Raw genomic sequence first — 15,890 nt, 5'->3', positions numbered from 1 at the left:
AAGGCAAACATGGCAATCAAACTCAAGAACGACAAGGACATCGCGAAGATGCGCGTCGCCGGCCGCATGGCCGCCGAAGTCCTGGAAATGATCAAAGAATACGTCGTTCCCGGCGTCTCCACCGAAGAACTCGACCGCCGCTGCAACGAGTACATCCGCAAGGTACAGAAGGCAACGCCCGCCAACGTCGGCTACCACGGCTTCCCGAAGACCCTGTGCACCTCGGTGAATGGCGTGGTCTGCCACGGCATCCCGAGCGAAAAGGAAATTTTGAAGGACGGCGACATCGTCAACATCGACGTCACCGTGATCAAGGACGGCTGGCACGGCGACACCAGCCGCATGTACTACGCCGGCACGCCCAGCCTCGAGGCGAAGCGCCTGGTCGACACCACCTATGAATGCATGATGGCGGGCATCCGCACGGTGCGTCCCGGTTCGCGCCTGGGCGACGTCGGCCACGCGATCCAGAAAATCGCCGAGGCCGCCGGTTATTCGGTGGTGCGCGACTACTGCGGCCACGGCATCGGCCGCGTCTACCACGAAGACCCGCAGGTGCTGCACTATGGCCGCCCGAACACGGGCCTGCTGCTGAAGGAAGGCATGACGTTTACGGTCGAGCCGATGATCAATGCCGGCGACGACGAAGTGGCCCAGCTCGACGACGGCTGGACCGTGGTGACGCGCGACGGCTCGCTCTCGGCCCAGTGGGAACACATGATCGCGGTCACCGCGAACGGCTTCGAGATCCTGACGCCCTGGCCGAAGGCCTGAGCGCAGGCGATGGACGAAAAAAAACCCGCCGGTCGGCGGGTTTTTCATTGCTGCTTGCGAGAATTATTTGGCGTTCATCAGCGCGACGGTGGTGTCGAGCATGCGGTTCGAGAAGCCCCACTCGTTGTCGTACCACGACGAGACTTTCACCAGGCGGCCCGAGACCTTGGTCAGGGTCGAATCGAAGTTCGACGAGGCCGGGTTGTGGTTGAAGTCGATCGAGACCAGCGGCTCGGTCTGGTAGGTCAGGATGCCTTTCAGGGCGCCTTCCGAGGCGCTCTTCAGGATCGAATTGACCTCGTCCACCGTGGTGTCGCGCTTGGCGATGAAGGACAGGTCGACCAGCGAGACGTTGATGGTCGGCACGCGGATCGCGAAGCCGTCCAGCTTGCCGTTCAGTTCAGGCAGCACCAGGCCGACCGCGGCGGCGGCGCCGGTCTTGGTCGGGATCATGCTCATGGTGGCCGAACGGGCGCGGCGCAGGTCTTCGTGCATCACGTCCGACAGCACCTGGTCGTTGGTGTAGGCGTGCACGGTGGTCATCAGGCCGGTTTCCAGGCCGATGGCGTCGTTCAGCGGCTTGACCAGCGGGGCCAGGCAGTTGGTGGTGCAGGAAGCGTTCGAAATGACGGTGTCGGTCGACTTCAGCACGTCCTGGTTGACGCCGAAGACGATGGTGGCGTCCACATCCTTGCCGCCCGGTGCCGAGATGATGACCTTCTTGGCGCCGCCCTTCAGGTGGGCCGATGCCTTTTCCTTGGTGGTGAAGAAGCCCGTGCATTCCAGCACCACGTCCACGCCCAGCTCGCCCCATGGGATTTCGGCCGGGTTACGCTGCGCGAACACGCGGATCGGATCGCCGTTGACGATCATGTTGTCGCCTTCGACCGTGACGGTGCCCGGGAACTTGCCGTGCGCGGTGTCATAGCGGGTCAGGTGGGCGTTCGACTCGGCATTGCCGAGGTCGTTGATCGCCACGATCTGGATGTCTTGCTTTTTGCCGCCTTCGTAGAAAGCGCGCAGGATGTTGCGGCCGATGCGGCCGTAGCCGTTGATTGCAACTTTGATCGTCATTGCTTAGCTCCTGATTAGAAAAAAACTTTTTTCGACCTCGAATACGAAACGGGCCACCCGCAGGCAGCCCGTGAAAAACATTAGGCAGCGATGACCGCTTTCGCCTTGGCCACGACGTTCTCGACCGTGAAGCCGAAGTGCTTGAACAGCACCGGCGCCGGAGCCGACTCGCCGAAGGTGTCGATACCGACGACCGCGCCTTCCAGGCCCACATACTTGTACCAGAAATCGGTCACGCCGGCTTCGATGGCGACACGCGGTACGCCGCGCGTCAAGACACTTGCTTTATAGCTTGCGTCCTGGCGGTCGAACACGTCGGTCGACGGCATCGAGACCACGCGTGCGGCAATGCCCTCACCCGCCAGCGCTTCGGCCGCCTTCACGGCCAGCTCGACTTCCGAACCGGTGGCGATCAGGATGACTTTGGCGTCCGCCGCGTCGCGCAGCACATAGCCGCCCTTGGCGACGTTGGCGACCTGGGCGCTGTCGCGCTCCATGAACGGCAGGTTCTGGCGCGAGAAGATCAGGGTCGATGGGCCGTCGCGGCGCTGGACTGCCGCGCCCCAGGCCACTTGCGATTCGACCGTGTCGCACGGACGCCAGTTGTCCAGGCCCGGGATCAGGCGCAGCGACGAGACGTGCTCGACCGACTGGTGGGTCGGGCCGTCTTCGCCCAGGCCGATCGAGTCGTGGGTGAACACGAACAGCGAGCGGATCTTCATCAAGGACGCCATGCGCAGGGCATTGCGGCTGTAGTCGGAGAAGGTCAGGAAAGTCGCGCCGAACGGGATGAAGCCGCCGTGCAGGGCGACGCCGTTCTGGATCGCGGCCATGCCGAATTCGCGCACGCCGTAGTTGATGTGGTTGCCCGGGATGCCCGAACGCACGGCAACGATCTCTTTCCAGTTCGTCAGGTTCGAGCCCGTCAGGTCAGCCGAGCCGCCCAGGAATTCAGGCAGGATCGGGGCCAGCGCCTGGATCGCGTTCTGCGAAGCCTTGCGGGTGGCGATGGTTTCCTTCTTGTCGATGCAGGTGGCGATGGCCGCTTCCAGGACTTCGTTGAAGTTACCCGGCAGCTCGCCTTTCATGCGGCGCTCGTATTCGGCGGCCAGCTCAGGGTGCTGGGCGCGGTATTCCGCGAACATCGTGTTCCAGCCGTTTTCCAGCTCGGCGCCGCGTGCCTTGGCGTCCCAGGCCTGGTAGATTTCGCCAGGAATGTCGAACGGGACCGGGTCCCAGACGAGGTGCTGGCGCACGGCCGCGATTTCCTTGTCGCCCAGCGGGGCGCCGTGGACTTTATCGCCGCCTTCCAGGTTCGGGGCGCCCTTGCCGATGATGGTCTTGCAGCAGATCAGGGTCGGACGGTCCGAGGTCTTGGCTGCCGCGATGGCGGCGCTGACGGCTTCCACGTTGTGGCCGTCGACCTTCGGGATCACGTTCCAGCCGTAGGCTTCAAAACGCTTCTGGGTGTCGTCCGTGAACCAGCCTTCGACGCGGCCGTCGATCGAGATGCCGTTGTCGTCGTACAGCCAGATCAGCTTGTTCAGGCGCAGGGTGCCGGCCAGCGAGGCGACTTCATGCGAAATGCCTTCCATCAGGCAGCCGTCGCCCAGGAAGGCATAGGTGTAGTGATCGACGACATCGAAGCCCGGACGGTTGAATTCGTACGACAGCAGCCACTCGGCCAGCGCCATGCCGACGGCGTTGGCGATACCCTGGCCCAGCGGACCGGTGGTCGTTTCCACGCCCGGGGTGATGCCCACTTCCGGATGGCCCGGGGTCTTCGAGTGCAGCTGGCGGAAGTCGCGGATGTCGTCCATCGACACGTCGTAGCCGGCCAGGTGCAGCAGCGCGTAATGCAGCATCGAGCCGTGGCCGTTCGACAGCAGGAAGCGGTCGCGGTTGCTCCAGTGCGGATTGGCCGGGTTGTGGCGGTAATGCTTGTCCCACAGGGCGACGGCGATTTCTGCCATGCCCATCGGCATGCCCGGGTGGCCGGAGTTGGCTTTCTGGACAGCGTCCATTGCCAGCGCGCGGATTGCGTTGGCCATCAGGGAGGTGGTTTGCATAGATGTCATGATCGGTAAGTCTGGGAATGGGAGGCGGCAGACCTTGAAAAGGCCGTAACCCGATATTCTACCAGAGCTGCCGCTGCCTAACTAAAAGGCGTTCATTTACAATGCGCCCTTCCCTTGACTTTCGCAGGATCTCCATGCCCCGTTTCTACTGTCCCCAGCCGCTCGCCACGGGCGCCGTCGTCGACCTGCCGGAAGCGGTCGCCCATCACTTGCACGTGGTGCGGATGCAGCCGGGCGATGCGCTGACGCTGTTCGACGGCCGCGGCGGCCAGTACCGGGCCAGCCTTGCCGAGATCGGCAAGAAACGCGCAAGCGCCCTGGTCGAGGAACATCAGGCGCTGGAGGCCGAACTCCCGTACGCCCTGACGCTGGCGCAAGGCTTGCCGGAAGGGTCGAAGATGGACTGGATCATCGAAAAGGCGGTCGAACTCGGCATCGCGGCGATCCAGCCGCTGGCGGCCCAGCGCAGCGTGGTGCGCCTGTCGGGCGAGCGGCTCGACAAGCGCCAGGCGCACTGGCAGGGCGTGATCGTGGCGGCTTCCGAGCAGTGCGGGCGCAACCGGCTGGCGCAGCTGGCGCCGCTGGCGGATTTCGAGCGTTTCATCGGCCAGCCGGAGGCCCAACCGCGCATCCTGTTCTCGCCACGCGCCACACAGTCGCTCGCCGGATGGGCGCGCGCCGCCGGGCCGCAGGCGGTGACGCTGCTGGTCGGGCCGGAAGGCGGTTTCAGCGATGAAGAAGAACAGGCGGCGATCGGCGCCGGCGCCCTCGCCCTCTCGCTCGGACCGCGCGTGCTGCGCACCGAGACGGCGGGACTGGCGGCGGTCGCCGCCCTGAACGCGCTGTGGGGCCAGTTCTGAGCCTGCCCGGCCGGCGCCGCCCATAAAAAAAACCGCAGCCGAGGCTGCGGTTTTTTGTTGCGGCCGCGAAGGCCGCAAGCCCTACACGGTTCGATTACTTGAACTTGTAGTTGTACTCGGCGGTGAACTTGGCCGAACGTGGCGCGGTTGCGCTGATCAGGCCTTCGTACAGGTTGTAGCGCGACTGGTTGGTGTTGTAGCGCTCGTACACCTTCTGTGCGGTCTGGCTGTTGAAGACGTTGAACACGTCCACCTTCAGCGACAGGCCGGCGACGGCTGCCGGACGGTACACCACGTTCATGTCGAAGGTCTTTTCCCAAGGCAGACGGCCAACGCTGCCGCGCGGCGACGGCGTGTTGGTCGAACCGGTCGCGCCGAAGCAGTAGTGCGATGCCGACTGGTAGTTCAGGCCAGGAGGGAAGCCAACCGTGTTCGGGTTGGTACCCACGCACGAACGTGGACGGCCCGATGCCAGGGTAGCGGCGCCACCGATCACCCATTCAGGCGTGATGTCGTAGAAACCGAAAGCCTTGATCTGGTGCTTGCGATCGTTCGGCAGCAGGCCGTCGGCGTAAGACATCAGCTCACGGTAGTCCCAGGTCTGGGTAGCTGCCACGTCGCCCTGCGCCGAACTCGTATCCGACAGCGTCTGGCCCTCGGTGTTGCCCTTGTTGCGCGACAGGGTGTAGTTCACCTTGGCGTACCAGCCGTTGCGGTATGGGTGCTCGGCGAACAGATCCAGCGCTGCGTAGGTACGCGTTGCCTTGTCGAAGCCCAGCTCTTCCTTGGTCAGGTGGACCTTGGTGTAGGTGCCGTTGCCTGCGTAGTCGACCAGGAAGTCGTTGTCTTCGCCCGGGTTGAACGTGGCGCAACCGAAGCCCGCGTAGTTGGTGGCGTCGATGCCGTTACGCGCGGCGTAGGCATCGAACGGACGTGGATCGCACAGGTCGTCGATGGTCGAACGCAGCTTGCGGTAGGTAACCTTGGCGCCGAAGTTCAGGCTCGGGTTGAACGAACGTTCCAGGCCCAGGGTGATTTCGTCCTGGTAGGCCGGCTTCATGTTCTGGGCCGCGACCGTCTTTGGATCCTTGGCCTGGCCGAATTCGTTGTTCGACGACAGCACGCCGGTCAGCTCGGTCGTACCGGTCGGCTGGCCGTTTGCATCCACACCCGTGTACGAGAAGTTCTGGGTGGTATACAGCGAGCCGTTCGCGCCGCGCAGGGCAACCACGGTCGGGATCTGGATGGTGTAGCGGCCGATGCTACCGAACACCTTGAACGATGCGTCACCGTTCACGTCCCACGACACGTTCGCGCGTGGTGCGTACTGGTTCTTCATCTCGATGTACTTGGTGCCATCCTGGTTCGCGTTGTAGAAACCTTCGCGACGCACGCCGACGGTCACCAGCACGTCCTTGGTTGCCTGCCAGCGGTCTTCGATGTACTGCGCGTCCTGGCCTGCAAAGGCGTTCGACACGGTCGAGTAGATCGTCTTCTGGACGTAGTAACCCTGGTTCGCCAGGCCTGGCTTGCCCAGCAGGATACCGACGTCGTCGGCCGGCTTGGTCGGATCGGTATGGAGGTAGGTCAGCAACGCACCGCCCGCATAGGCCTCGCCGGCGCCCAGCGATGCCATCTTGTTGTTGTCCAGACCAGCGCGCAGGGTATGGTTGCCCAGCTTGTACTCGAGGTCCAGGCGCTTCGAGGTCACGTCGTCCGACGAGCCGTTCTTCGGCAGCGTGCCGGTGATCGACTGGCCGCTCGTATAGGCCAGGCCAGGGTACTGGTTTTCCGGCGCTGCGGTTACTTGCGGCAAGGCCGGGTTGTAGCCAGCAGGCGTGTAGAAGTGGCGTGCCTGCATCTTGCCGTACAGCGCGTTGACGGTCAGGTTGTCGGTGATGTTGCCGACGTAACGCAGGCTCTGCAGTTCGCCGCCATTCGCGTTGAACGGACCGAATTCCTCACGGGTCGAGGTATTGACGGTCGCGCCGACGGCACGGGTCGCGTAGTTGTACGAGCGGTACTGGGTCTCGGTCTTCGGCAGGTCGCCGATCAGCGTCAGCTCCAGGCGGTGGTCGTCGTTGATGTTCCAGTCGACCTTGCCGTAATAGCGCTTGGTCTTGGTCTCGTAGTCGCGCCAGCCGTTGCTTGCCAGCGTGGTCGAGGTACGCGACTGGTAGACGCCATTGCTTTCCAGCTGGGTCTGCTCCAGGGCGAAGAAGCCGAACAGGGTGTCGGGGATCAGCGGGCCGCCGGCATACACCGAGTACTGCTTCTGGTCGACCTTGTTGTCTTCGCGGCGCAGGCGCAGCGTGTTGTCCGTTGCCGGGAAGGTGCCGATGTTCGGGTAGTAATAGTCGCGGTAGCTGGCGCGGGTCGACGATGGGGTGATCGAGACCAGGGCACCTGCTTCCCAGGTGTTGGTGCCGGATTTGGTGGTGATGTTCACCACGCCGCCGGTCGAGCGGCCGAATTCGACGCCGTAGCCGCCGGTCAGGATCTGCGCCTGGGCGATTGCGCCGAACGGCAGTTCCATCGCGCCCAGCTGGGTCAGCGGATTGGTGACAGGGAAACCGTTGATGTTGTACGCGTTCTCCGATGCGCCGCCGCCGGCGAAGCTCGCGCCTGCTGCATAGGTCGGGTCGCCACGGGTGGTGTTCGGCGCCAGCTGGACGATCGATTCGACGTTGCGGCCGATCGGCAGCTTCTCGAGTTCGCGCGCGGTGAAGGTCGCGCCGTTGACCGAGCTCGACACGTCGATGCGGCTGCGGCGGCCGCTCACGCGGACCGTTTGCGCGCCGCCGGCGATGGCGGCAGCGCTCTCGAAGCTCGCTTCGACGCCCTGGCCGGCAAGGACTTCCAGCTGGCTGGTGCCGACGGTGGCGCCGCCCTTGGTCAGGGTCGCGCTGTAGGTGCCGATCGGGAGGCTGGTGATGCGGAAGTTGCCGTTCGCATCCAGTGCCACCGAACGCGTCGCGTTAGTGCCGTTGTTCTTGAGGACCACGGTGTCGCCGGAACCGGCGGCGACCTTGCCAAAAACCGTACCCGAGGCGTTGGATTGCGCCATTGCGGTCGGCATTACGGCTACGGTAATAGCACTGGCTGCGAAGGCAACCTGTAAGGCGCGAACCAAGACTGTATTTCTCAACATGCTCTATTCCTATTTAGTTTTTAGATTTACTGGCGTTCATGTCTCCGCAAAGGAAGCCTCTGCAGCAGCGCAGCTACTCTCCCTGCCATGATGGCCGCGAGACTCAAGTTCCACTCACGCGAGAACCAGTGTTACTGAGCTTACAAATAGAAACATGTGGGCTGAGATTGTGTCAACAGTGCAAGATGCGGTTGTGCATATTTGCAACAGAAAAATTTCACTTAAATAGATTTTTGAAGGATGTACATACTACGTTTTTAGGATCGAGAGCGTGTATGTACACGTATTTACGGCTTGTTGGAAGCCTTCTCTTTTTCGCTGCAGCGCAGCAATTGACCCGAAATGTTAAATTTCCTCTTTGCTTGCTCCATCGCTCGACCAGATTCAACCATGCGCAAGCTTGCCGCAAATCGCGAAGAATTAACTCGGCAATAATCTGCAATACCATGATGAAAACGCGCGAAAATAATTTCTTCAATCAGGACATAATAATCAGCCAATTCGGCGGGCGAGAATCAGACATTATCCTGCTCGGGGAAAACTTATGGATATCAAAGCGATGATTTGAATATGCACCGTAACAGGCGGCCGGTTGCGCTTGTTTTCCGCGCGGCGAACAGCGCAATAAAAAAAGCCGGTCCTCGTGGTTGACCGGCATTCGACAAGCAAGCGTGATCATTTTCCGTTGCAGGAAACGTCCGCACGCGAGCCGGCCTCTGGATGGCAGCGCGCGCCCATAAAAAAACCGCAGGCCGAAGCCTGCGGTTGCTCACTGCTCTTGGCGTTAGACCAGCCGCCTTGCGGCGGCCGTTCCCCTCATCAGAAGCGGTAGTTGTACTCGACGCCGAGTCGGACACTACGTGGTGCCGTGTAGCTGATCACGCGGCCGTAGGTCGGGCTGACATCTTCCGTGCTGCCGACATTGTAGGTCTCGTCGATCGTCTGCACGGTCTGCTTGTTGGCCACGTTGAACATGTCCAGTTTCACAGCCAGGCCTTTCAGCATCGCCGGACGATACGCCACGCTCAGGTCCAGGCGGATATCCCATGGGAGCTTGCCGCTGGTACCGCGTGGTGCAGGACCGCCGTTGCAGTAGAAGAACACCGAACCGTAGTCAGCCTCAGGCGGAACGTTTGGATCCCAGCCGAAGCAGTTCTTCGGACGGCCGGATGCAGCCAGGAAGTTACCGCCCAGGGTGATTTCCGGAGTCAGGTCGTAGTAGCCGAATGCCTTGACCTGGTGCTCGCGGTGGTTCGGCAGCAAGCCGTACGCATTGACCATCAGCTCTGGATTGTCCCAGGTCGACGTCGCTGCGACGTCGGTCTGTGCGTTGTCCGACTTGGTCTGGCCTTCCGTATTGCCACGGCTGCGCGACCAGGTGTAGTTCACGCGGCCATACCAGCCGTTGCGGTACGGGTGCTCGGCGAACAGGTCGACGGCGGTGTAGGTACGCTTCGGTTCGTCGAAGCCCAGGTCGGCCTTGCTCAGCTTGACCGTGGTGTAGCCGGTGCCGGTGCCGGCGTAGTCGACCAGGAAGGTCGAGTCTTCGCCCGGATTGAACGAAGCGCAGCCGAAACCACCCCAGTTGTCGGTGTTGATCTTGTTACGCTCGGCGTAAGCCTCGAACGGACGCGGATCGCACAGGTCGTCGATCGTGGCCTTCAGGACACGATGGGTCAGGCGTGCACCCACGTTCAGGTCCGGCGTCAGGGAGCGTTCGATACCCAGGGTCAGCTCGTCCTGGTAGGTCGCCTTGATGTCGCGAGCACTGACGGTGTTCGCGTCTTTTGGCTGGCCCAGTTCGTTGTTGACCGAGTACACGCCCGAAATTGGGTTCAGGCCGGTCGGCTGACCGTACTGGTCGGTGCCGGTGTAGGTGAATGCCTGACGGGTCAGGGTCGAACGGCTGGCGCCGCGCACTGCCAGGTGGGTCGGGATCTGCAGCGCGTAGCGGCCTGCCGAACCATAGACCTTCATCGACGAGTCGCCGTAGACGTCCCAGCTTGCCGCGACGCGTGGCGAGATCAGGTCCTTGGCTTTGAGGAAGGTCTCGCCGTCGCCGTTGATGTTCTTGAAGCTCTCGTTACGCAGGCCGAGGGTCACCAGGAGATCCTTGTTGACCTGCCATTTGTCTTCGATGTACTGGGCTTCCTGCTCGGAGCCGGCGCTGGTCAGCGAATCGAAGATACGACGCGAAACGTAGTAGCCCTGAGTTCCCAGGCCGCCGCCGCTTGCCGTCGAGGCGCGGGTCGGACCGAATGCGAGCGGGGTGTTCGGATTCGCCGTTTTTGCATAGACCCAGATACCGCCGCCGCCGTACACCTGGCCGATGGATTCCGAATCGAGCTTGTTGCTGTCGACACCGGCGCGCAGGAAGTGGTCACCCAGCTTGTATTCGACGTCGAAACGACGCGACTTGACCTTGCTTTCCGAGCTGCCGCTGGAGACGGCACCCGACAGCACCTGCGGGCTGAAGTAGTTCAGGCCGGGAGCACGGGCATTGCTCGGTGCAGTGATCTGGAAAATGTCGGCAGGAATGTTGCCAACTGGGTCGTATTTCGCCGAAGCCGGCGTCTTCATCTGGCCGACCAGCGCGGTCACGGTCAGGTTGTCGGTCAGGTTACCGGTATAGCGCAGGATCTTGATATTGCCGCCGACACCAGGGCCGAAGTCTTCGCTGTTCTTGTAGTGCTGCGAGGCGGTCTGGGCGCCGATCGTACCGCCTTTGACGCCGCTGGTCGGGTAGGTATAGCCGTACAACTGGCGGTCTTCCTCGCCTTTGTCACCGATGAAAGTGGCTTCCAGGCGATGCGCGTCGGTAATGTTCGCGTCGAGCTTGACCAGGTAACGGTCGGTCTTGTCCTGCGTGCGTTCGAAGCCGGTCGAGGCCAGGGCGCTCGAGGTGCGGATACCGATCACGCGGTCCAGGTCGTCGGTGCGGCGCTCGACGGCAGCGAACATGAACAGCTTGTCCTTGATCAGTGGGCCGCCGACGTAGGCGCCGTACAGCTTTTCGTCGCGCTCGAGGTTGTTACGCTGGACGTACAGGGTGCCATCGGTGGCCGAGTTAATTGCCGCGCCGGTGTTCGGATAGTAGATATCCTTCGGTTTCGAGCGCAGGCCATTCGGGGTAATCGAGGCGCTCACGCCTGCTTCCCAGGTGTTGGTGCCGTTCTTGGTGGTGATGTTGACCACACCGCCGACGGAACGGCCGAATTCCGCGCCGAAGCCGCCGGTCAGGATCTGTGCCTGGGCGATGGCGCCGAATGGCAATTCCGATGCGCCGAGCTGGGTCACCGGGTTGGTGACAGGGAAACCATTGATGTAGTAGGAGTTTTCAGAAGCACCGCCGCCGCCGAACGAAGCACCAGCCGAGTAACGCGAGTCGGCGCGGGTGGTGTTCGGTGCCAGCTGGATGATCGCTTCGACGTTCTGGGTCGTCGGCAGCTTGGCCAGTTCCTTGGCGGTGAAGACTGCACCGTTGTTGGTGTTCGAAACGTCGATCCGGTTGCGGCGACCCGTCACGCGAACCGTCTGCGCGCCTCCCGTCACAGCACCAGCCGCAGGCGCGAACGAAGCATCGACACCCTGGCCGACGATGACGTCGATTTCGGTGGTGTTGACCACGGCGCCGTTACGCACCTGTTCAACACGGTAATGACCTGGCGGCATTGCCGTAGCCGTATAGCGGCCACTTGCATCCGGCGTCACCGAACGCCGCACGCCCGTTTCAGTGTTGATCAGGTTGACGGTGGAACCCGATGCTGCCTCGACGGTACCGAAGATGGTACCTGCGGCATTCGACTGGGCCATGACCGGGTTGGTCACTGCCATCGATACTGCGGTTGCGCCGAGCGCAAGCTGCAGTGCACGGACCAAAACAGTTTTCTTCAACATGTGTGATTTCCTAAATTGATAGCGTCTCTATTGATCGGCTTGTTTAACAGTTCTTTAACCCTACAAACTGCCTTACCTCACTACTTCTTCTTTTTACTTGGCCAATAGATTAATCAGCCTCAAATTTCGATTGGATACGTTCAAACGTTATCTGATCGCAACATAAAACCATAGCAAAAGAACTACTGTCAACGAACAACTATTTGTGACGTGCATATAAACAACAGTCGTCTCTCCCTGGAGTAAAGTTACCAACACGTTCTCCTCAAACTGATGCGGTGCAACGAAAAATGCACCGTAAAATTCCTCCCGTGCACCAGACGGGTGCGTCGTTTAACTACGGTTATATTTACGTGATCGTGCAAGGGCAGCAGCCGGACATTCGCGCATTTATATTGCATCGCAATAAAAAATCGCATGCGGGAGCTGCCGTGCGCCGGCCTCGACCTACAGCGCAGCGCCGCTGCCGGGTTAAAATACGTGTTTGCCCACCGCCTTCCCGCGGCCCGGCACAGCGCTACCGCCCCATCTGGACTCTCCATGCTGCGAATTAACGAACTCAAGCTTCCCCTCGACCACCCCGACCACGCCCTGCGCGATGCCATCCTCAAGCGCCTCGGCATCGACGCCAGCGAGCTGGTCGACTTCAATGTCTTCAAGCGCAGCTACGATGCGCGTAAAAAAGCGGCGATCGTCCTGATCTACGCGATCGACGTCGAAGTGAAGAACGAAGCGGCGGTGCTGGCGCGCATGAAGGGCGACCAGTACATCCTTCCCTCCCCCGACACCGGCTACAAATTCGTCGACGCCGCGCGTCCGCCGGCCGGCACGCCGCGCCCGGTCGTGGTCGGCACCGGCCCCTGCGGCCTGTTCGTCGCCCTGATCCTGGCGCAGATGGGCCTGAACCCGCTGGTGCTCGAGCGCGGCAAGGTGGTGCGCGAGCGCACCGTCGACACCTTCGGCTTCTGGCGCAAGCGCAAACTCAATACCGAGTCGAACGTCCAGTTCGGCGAAGGCGGCGCCGGTACCTTCTCGGACGGCAAGCTCTACAGCCAGATCAAGGATCCGAAGCACTACGGGCGCAAGGTGCTGACCGAATTCGTGAAGTCCGGCGCGCCGGAAGAGATCATGTATGTCAGCAAGCCGCACATCGGTACCTTCCGCCTGGTGAAGATGGTCGAGCAGATGCGCGCCGAGATCCTGTCGCTGGGCGGCGAAATCCGCTTCGAGACCCGCGTCGACGACATCCGCATCAGCGAGACGAACGGCGTGCGCCAGGTGCGCGGCGTGGTGCTGGCCAGCGGCGAAGAAATCGCCACCAACCACCTGGTGATGGCGGTCGGCCACAGCGCGCGCGACACCTTCGAAATGCTGTACGAGCGCGGCGTCTACGTCGAAGCGAAGCCGTTCTCGATCGGCTTCCGGGTCGAGCACCCGCAGTCCTTGATCGACGTCTGCCGCTTCGGTCCGAACGCCGGCAACAAGATCCTCGGCGCCGCCGACTACAAGATCGTGCACCACGCCTCGAACGGGCGCTCGGTCTACAGCTTCTGCATGTGCCCGGGCGGCACCGTAGTCGCCGCCTCCTCGGAAGAAGGCCGGGTCGTCACCAACGGCATGAGCCAGTATTCGCGCAACGAGAGAAACGCCAACAGCGCCATCGTGGTAGGCATCACGCCGGAGGATTATCCAGGCCACCCGCTGGCCGGCATCGCCTTCCAGCGCGAACTCGAATCGCGCGCCTTCCTCCTCGGCGGCAGCACGTATGACGCGCCGGGCCAGCTGATGGGCGATTTCGTGCGGGGCGTGCCCTCGAAGGAATTCGGTTCCGTCATCCCGTCGTTCAAGCCGGCGGTGCACCTGACCGACCTGGCGCCGTCGCTGCCGGACTACGCGATTCTCGCGCTGCGCGAAGCCTTCGTCGCATTCGACAAGCAGATCAAGGGCTATTACAAGGAAGACGCGGTGCTGACCGGCGTCGAGACCCGCACCTCCTCGCCGATCCGCATCAAGCGCCGCGACGACGACCTGCAAAGCCTGAACACGCGCGGCCTGTTCCCGGCCGGCGAAGGCGCGGGCTACGCCGGCGGCATCATGTCGGCGGCCGTGGACGGCATCCGCGTGGCCGAGGCGGTGGCGATCGCCATGGGCGTGCCGGTCCCTGCACTGCAGGACTGATGCAGGCCACGCCCGACAGCCCTCCTGCCCGCGCGTTCGCGCCCTTCCTGGCGATCGTCGGCTCGCTGATCTCCGTGAACGTGGGCGCGGCCTATGCCAAGGGCCTGTTCCCGCTGGTGGGCAGCGCCGGCATCACGGCCGTGCGGGTGGGACTGGCGAGCATCTTCCTGATGGCCTTCTGGCGGCCCTGGCGCGCGCCGCTGGCACGGCCCGATGCGATCAACGTCGGCATCTACGGGGTCATGCTGGGCATGATGAACCTGCTGATCTACGCCGCGTTTGCGCGCATCCCGATCGGGGTGGCGATCGCCATCGAAGTCATCGGGCCGCTGGCGGTGGTGGTGCTGTCCTCGCGCCACCTGCGCGACTTCTTCTGGGTCGCCTGCGCGGCATGTGGATTGTGGCTGCTGGCGCCCACCAGCGTGGGCGCGGTGGCGCTCGATCCGCTCGGCGTCGCCGCAGCCGTCGGCGCCGGCTTCTGCTGGGCCATGTACATCGTCTTCGGCAAGCGCGTCTCGACGCTCAAGGGCGGCCATGTGGTCGCCTGGGGCATGCTGGTGGCCGCGCTGTGCACGGTGCCGGTCGGGATCAGCCAGGCCGGCAGCGCGCTCTTCTCCCCGCAGGTGCTGGCGGGCGGCCTGGCGGTCGCCCTGCTGTCGTCGATCCTGCCCTACTCGCTGGAGATGATGGCCCTGTCGCGCCTGCCGCGCCGGGTGTTCGGCATCCTGGTCAGCGCCGGCCCGGCGGTGGGCGCGCTCGCGGGCTTCTTCGTGCTAGGCGAAGTCCTGAGCACGACCCAGTGGCTGGCGATCGGGATGATCGTGGTGGCCACTGCCGGCAGCGCGGCCACTGCCGGGAAAAACTAAATCCAGCCGGATTTCTTGAAGCGGTAGTAGAGGTAACCGCAGACCCCGAACATGATGCAGACCGCGGTCGGATACCCGTACTTCCATTTCAGCTCCGGCATGAATTCGAAATTCATGCCCCAGACGCCTGCAAAGGCCGTGAACACGGCGAAGATCGCGGCGTAGGCGGCAAGCTTTTTGTTGATGTCGTTCTCTTCGATCGTGACCATCGACAGCGATACCTGGATGGCGGTGGCGATGGTGTCGCGGATGGTGTCGAGCCGCCCCGAAATACGCAGCAAGTGGTCGTGGACGTCACGAAAATAATCCTGGGTATGCGCAGCCAGGTCCGGCACGCGCCCGCCATGCAGGTGGTCGACGGCGTCCATCAGCGGCATCACCGCGTGGCGCAGCACCAGGGAATTTCGCTTCAGGTCGTAGAGACGCTCGATGTTGTCGCGCTGGGCGCCCTGGCCGCCGAAGATGCGGTCCTCGATCGATTCGAGGTCGGACTCGAGCTTGTCGATGACGGGGAAATAGCGGTCGACGATGGCGTCCATCAACGCGTACAGCACGAAGCCGGAGCCCATTTTGAGCAGCTTCGGTTCGCGCTCGGCGCGGGCGCGCACGCCGAGGAAGCCCTGGGCCGAATCGCGCCGCACCGACAGCACGTAATTCGGGCCGGCGAAGATCGCGACCTCGCCCGAGCAGAGTTCGTCGCCGTTCAGGTTCACCGTATGCACGACCGTAAACACCGAGTTGCCGTATTCCTCGAGCTTGGGGCGCTGGTGGCCGCGCGAGGCGTCTTCCACGGCCAGTTCGTGCAGGCCGAATTCTTCCTGCATCTTGGCCAGTTCGCCGGGCTCCGGATCGCGCAGTGCGACCCAGACGAAGCAGGCGGGTTGTTTCAGGTACTCGCTGATATCCTCGACTGGGATATCGGACAGTTTTTTGCCTTCCTGGTAGGCGACGCAGTTGATCAGCATGGGTGCAATGGATGGGACAACGGGGCTAAAGCTTATACCAGAGCTTA

The 15,890-nt window shown here is 62.6% G+C and carries 9 protein-coding genes; 4 read left to right on the top strand and 5 right to left on the bottom strand.

Going from position 1 to position 15,890, the window contains the following annotated elements; genetic code table 11:
* Positions 1-9 precede the first annotated feature (9 nt).
* Positions 10-774, top strand: coding sequence for a type I methionyl aminopeptidase (gene map, locus ACI48I_RS11060; protein WP_498574194.1), 765 nt, complete (start codon positions 10-12; stop codon positions 772-774).
* Positions 775-837: 63 nt separating this feature from the next.
* Here the strand turns inward: map and gap are convergent, their stop codons facing one another.
* The gene (gap, locus tag ACI48I_RS11055) at positions 838-1,848 is read right to left on the bottom strand and encodes a type I glyceraldehyde-3-phosphate dehydrogenase (RefSeq protein WP_193686859.1); all 1,011 of its coding nucleotides are present in this window, start codon (positions 1,846-1,848) and stop codon (positions 838-840) included.
* An 80-nt stretch (positions 1,849-1,928) separates the two neighbouring features.
* Positions 1,929-3,926, bottom strand: coding sequence for a transketolase (gene tkt, locus ACI48I_RS11050; RefSeq protein WP_498574193.1), 1,998 nt, complete (start codon positions 3,924-3,926; stop codon positions 1,929-1,931).
* A gap of 134 nt (positions 3,927-4,060) precedes the next feature.
* On the opposite strand from tkt, the gene ACI48I_RS11045 reads away from it, so the two are divergent.
* The gene (locus tag ACI48I_RS11045) at positions 4,061-4,786 is read left to right on the top strand and encodes a 16S rRNA (uracil(1498)-N(3))-methyltransferase (protein WP_193686861.1); all 726 of its coding nucleotides are present in this window, start codon (positions 4,061-4,063) and stop codon (positions 4,784-4,786) included.
* A 94-nt stretch (positions 4,787-4,880) separates the two neighbouring features.
* On the opposite strand, the gene ACI48I_RS11040 is transcribed toward ACI48I_RS11045, so the two are convergent.
* Both ACI48I_RS11040 and ACI48I_RS11035 read right to left on the bottom strand, forming a co-directional pair.
* A complete protein-coding gene (locus ACI48I_RS11040) occupies positions 4,881-7,865 on the bottom strand; it encodes a TonB-dependent receptor (protein ID WP_498574192.1) in 2,985 nt (994 codons plus the stop codon).
* A gap of 891 nt (positions 7,866-8,756) precedes the next feature.
* Positions 8,757-11,834, bottom strand: a complete 3,078-nt coding sequence (locus tag ACI48I_RS11035; RefSeq protein WP_498574191.1) for a TonB-dependent receptor — start codon at positions 11,832-11,834, stop codon at positions 8,757-8,759.
* A 540-nt stretch (positions 11,835-12,374) separates the two neighbouring features.
* On the opposite strand from ACI48I_RS11035, the gene ACI48I_RS11030 reads away from it, so the two are divergent.
* Both ACI48I_RS11030 and ACI48I_RS11025 read left to right on the top strand, forming a co-directional pair.
* On the top strand, positions 12,375-14,012 hold the full coding sequence (locus ACI48I_RS11030; RefSeq protein ID WP_498574190.1) for an NAD(P)/FAD-dependent oxidoreductase: 1,638 nt from the start codon (positions 12,375-12,377) through the stop codon (positions 14,010-14,012).
* Positions 14,012-14,878, top strand: coding sequence for an EamA family transporter (locus tag ACI48I_RS11025; RefSeq protein WP_498574189.1), 867 nt, complete (start codon positions 14,012-14,014; stop codon positions 14,876-14,878). Before ACI48I_RS11030 ends, ACI48I_RS11025 begins: the two co-directional genes overlap by 1 nt.
* Here the strand turns inward: ACI48I_RS11025 and corA are convergent.
* On the bottom strand, positions 14,875-15,843 hold the full coding sequence (gene corA / locus ACI48I_RS11020; RefSeq protein ID WP_193686866.1) for a magnesium/cobalt transporter CorA: 969 nt from the start codon (positions 15,841-15,843) through the stop codon (positions 14,875-14,877). The genes ACI48I_RS11025 and corA overlap by 4 nt on opposite strands.
* Positions 15,844-15,890: the final 47 nt, after the last annotated feature.

It is taken from the genome of Massilia sp. LXY-5 (assembly GCF_059801075.1).
This window is presented reverse-complemented; position numbering and strand designations above follow the sequence as displayed.

What these genes read in the sequence shown, in the direction of transcription:
- ACI48I_RS11035 (WP_498574191.1), bottom strand. Translation starts at nt 11,834, where the DNA reads ATGTTGAAGAAAACTGTTTTGGTCCGTGCACTGCAGCTTGCGCTCGGC.
- map (WP_498574194.1), top strand. Translation starts at nt 10, where the DNA reads ATGGCAATCAAACTCAAGAACGACAAGGACATCGCGAAGATGCGCGTC.
- ACI48I_RS11040 (WP_498574192.1), bottom strand. Translation starts at nt 7,865, where the DNA reads ATGCCGACCGCAATGGCGCAATCCAACGCCTCGGGTACGGTTTTTGGC.
- tkt (WP_498574193.1), bottom strand. Translation starts at nt 3,926, where the DNA reads ATGACATCTATGCAAACCACCTCCCTGATGGCCAACGCAATCCGCGCG.
- gap (WP_193686859.1), bottom strand. Translation starts at nt 1,848, where the DNA reads ATGACGATCAAAGTTGCAATCAACGGCTACGGCCGCATCGGCCGCAAC.
- ACI48I_RS11025 (WP_498574189.1), top strand. Translation starts at nt 14,012, where the DNA reads ATGCAGGCCACGCCCGACAGCCCTCCTGCCCGCGCGTTCGCGCCCTTC.
- ACI48I_RS11030 (WP_498574190.1), top strand. Translation starts at nt 12,375, where the DNA reads ATGCTGCGAATTAACGAACTCAAGCTTCCCCTCGACCACCCCGACCAC.
- corA (WP_193686866.1), bottom strand. Translation starts at nt 15,843, where the DNA reads ATGCTGATCAACTGCGTCGCCTACCAGGAAGGCAAAAAACTGTCCGAT.
- ACI48I_RS11045 (WP_193686861.1), top strand. Translation starts at nt 4,061, where the DNA reads ATGCCCCGTTTCTACTGTCCCCAGCCGCTCGCCACGGGCGCCGTCGTC.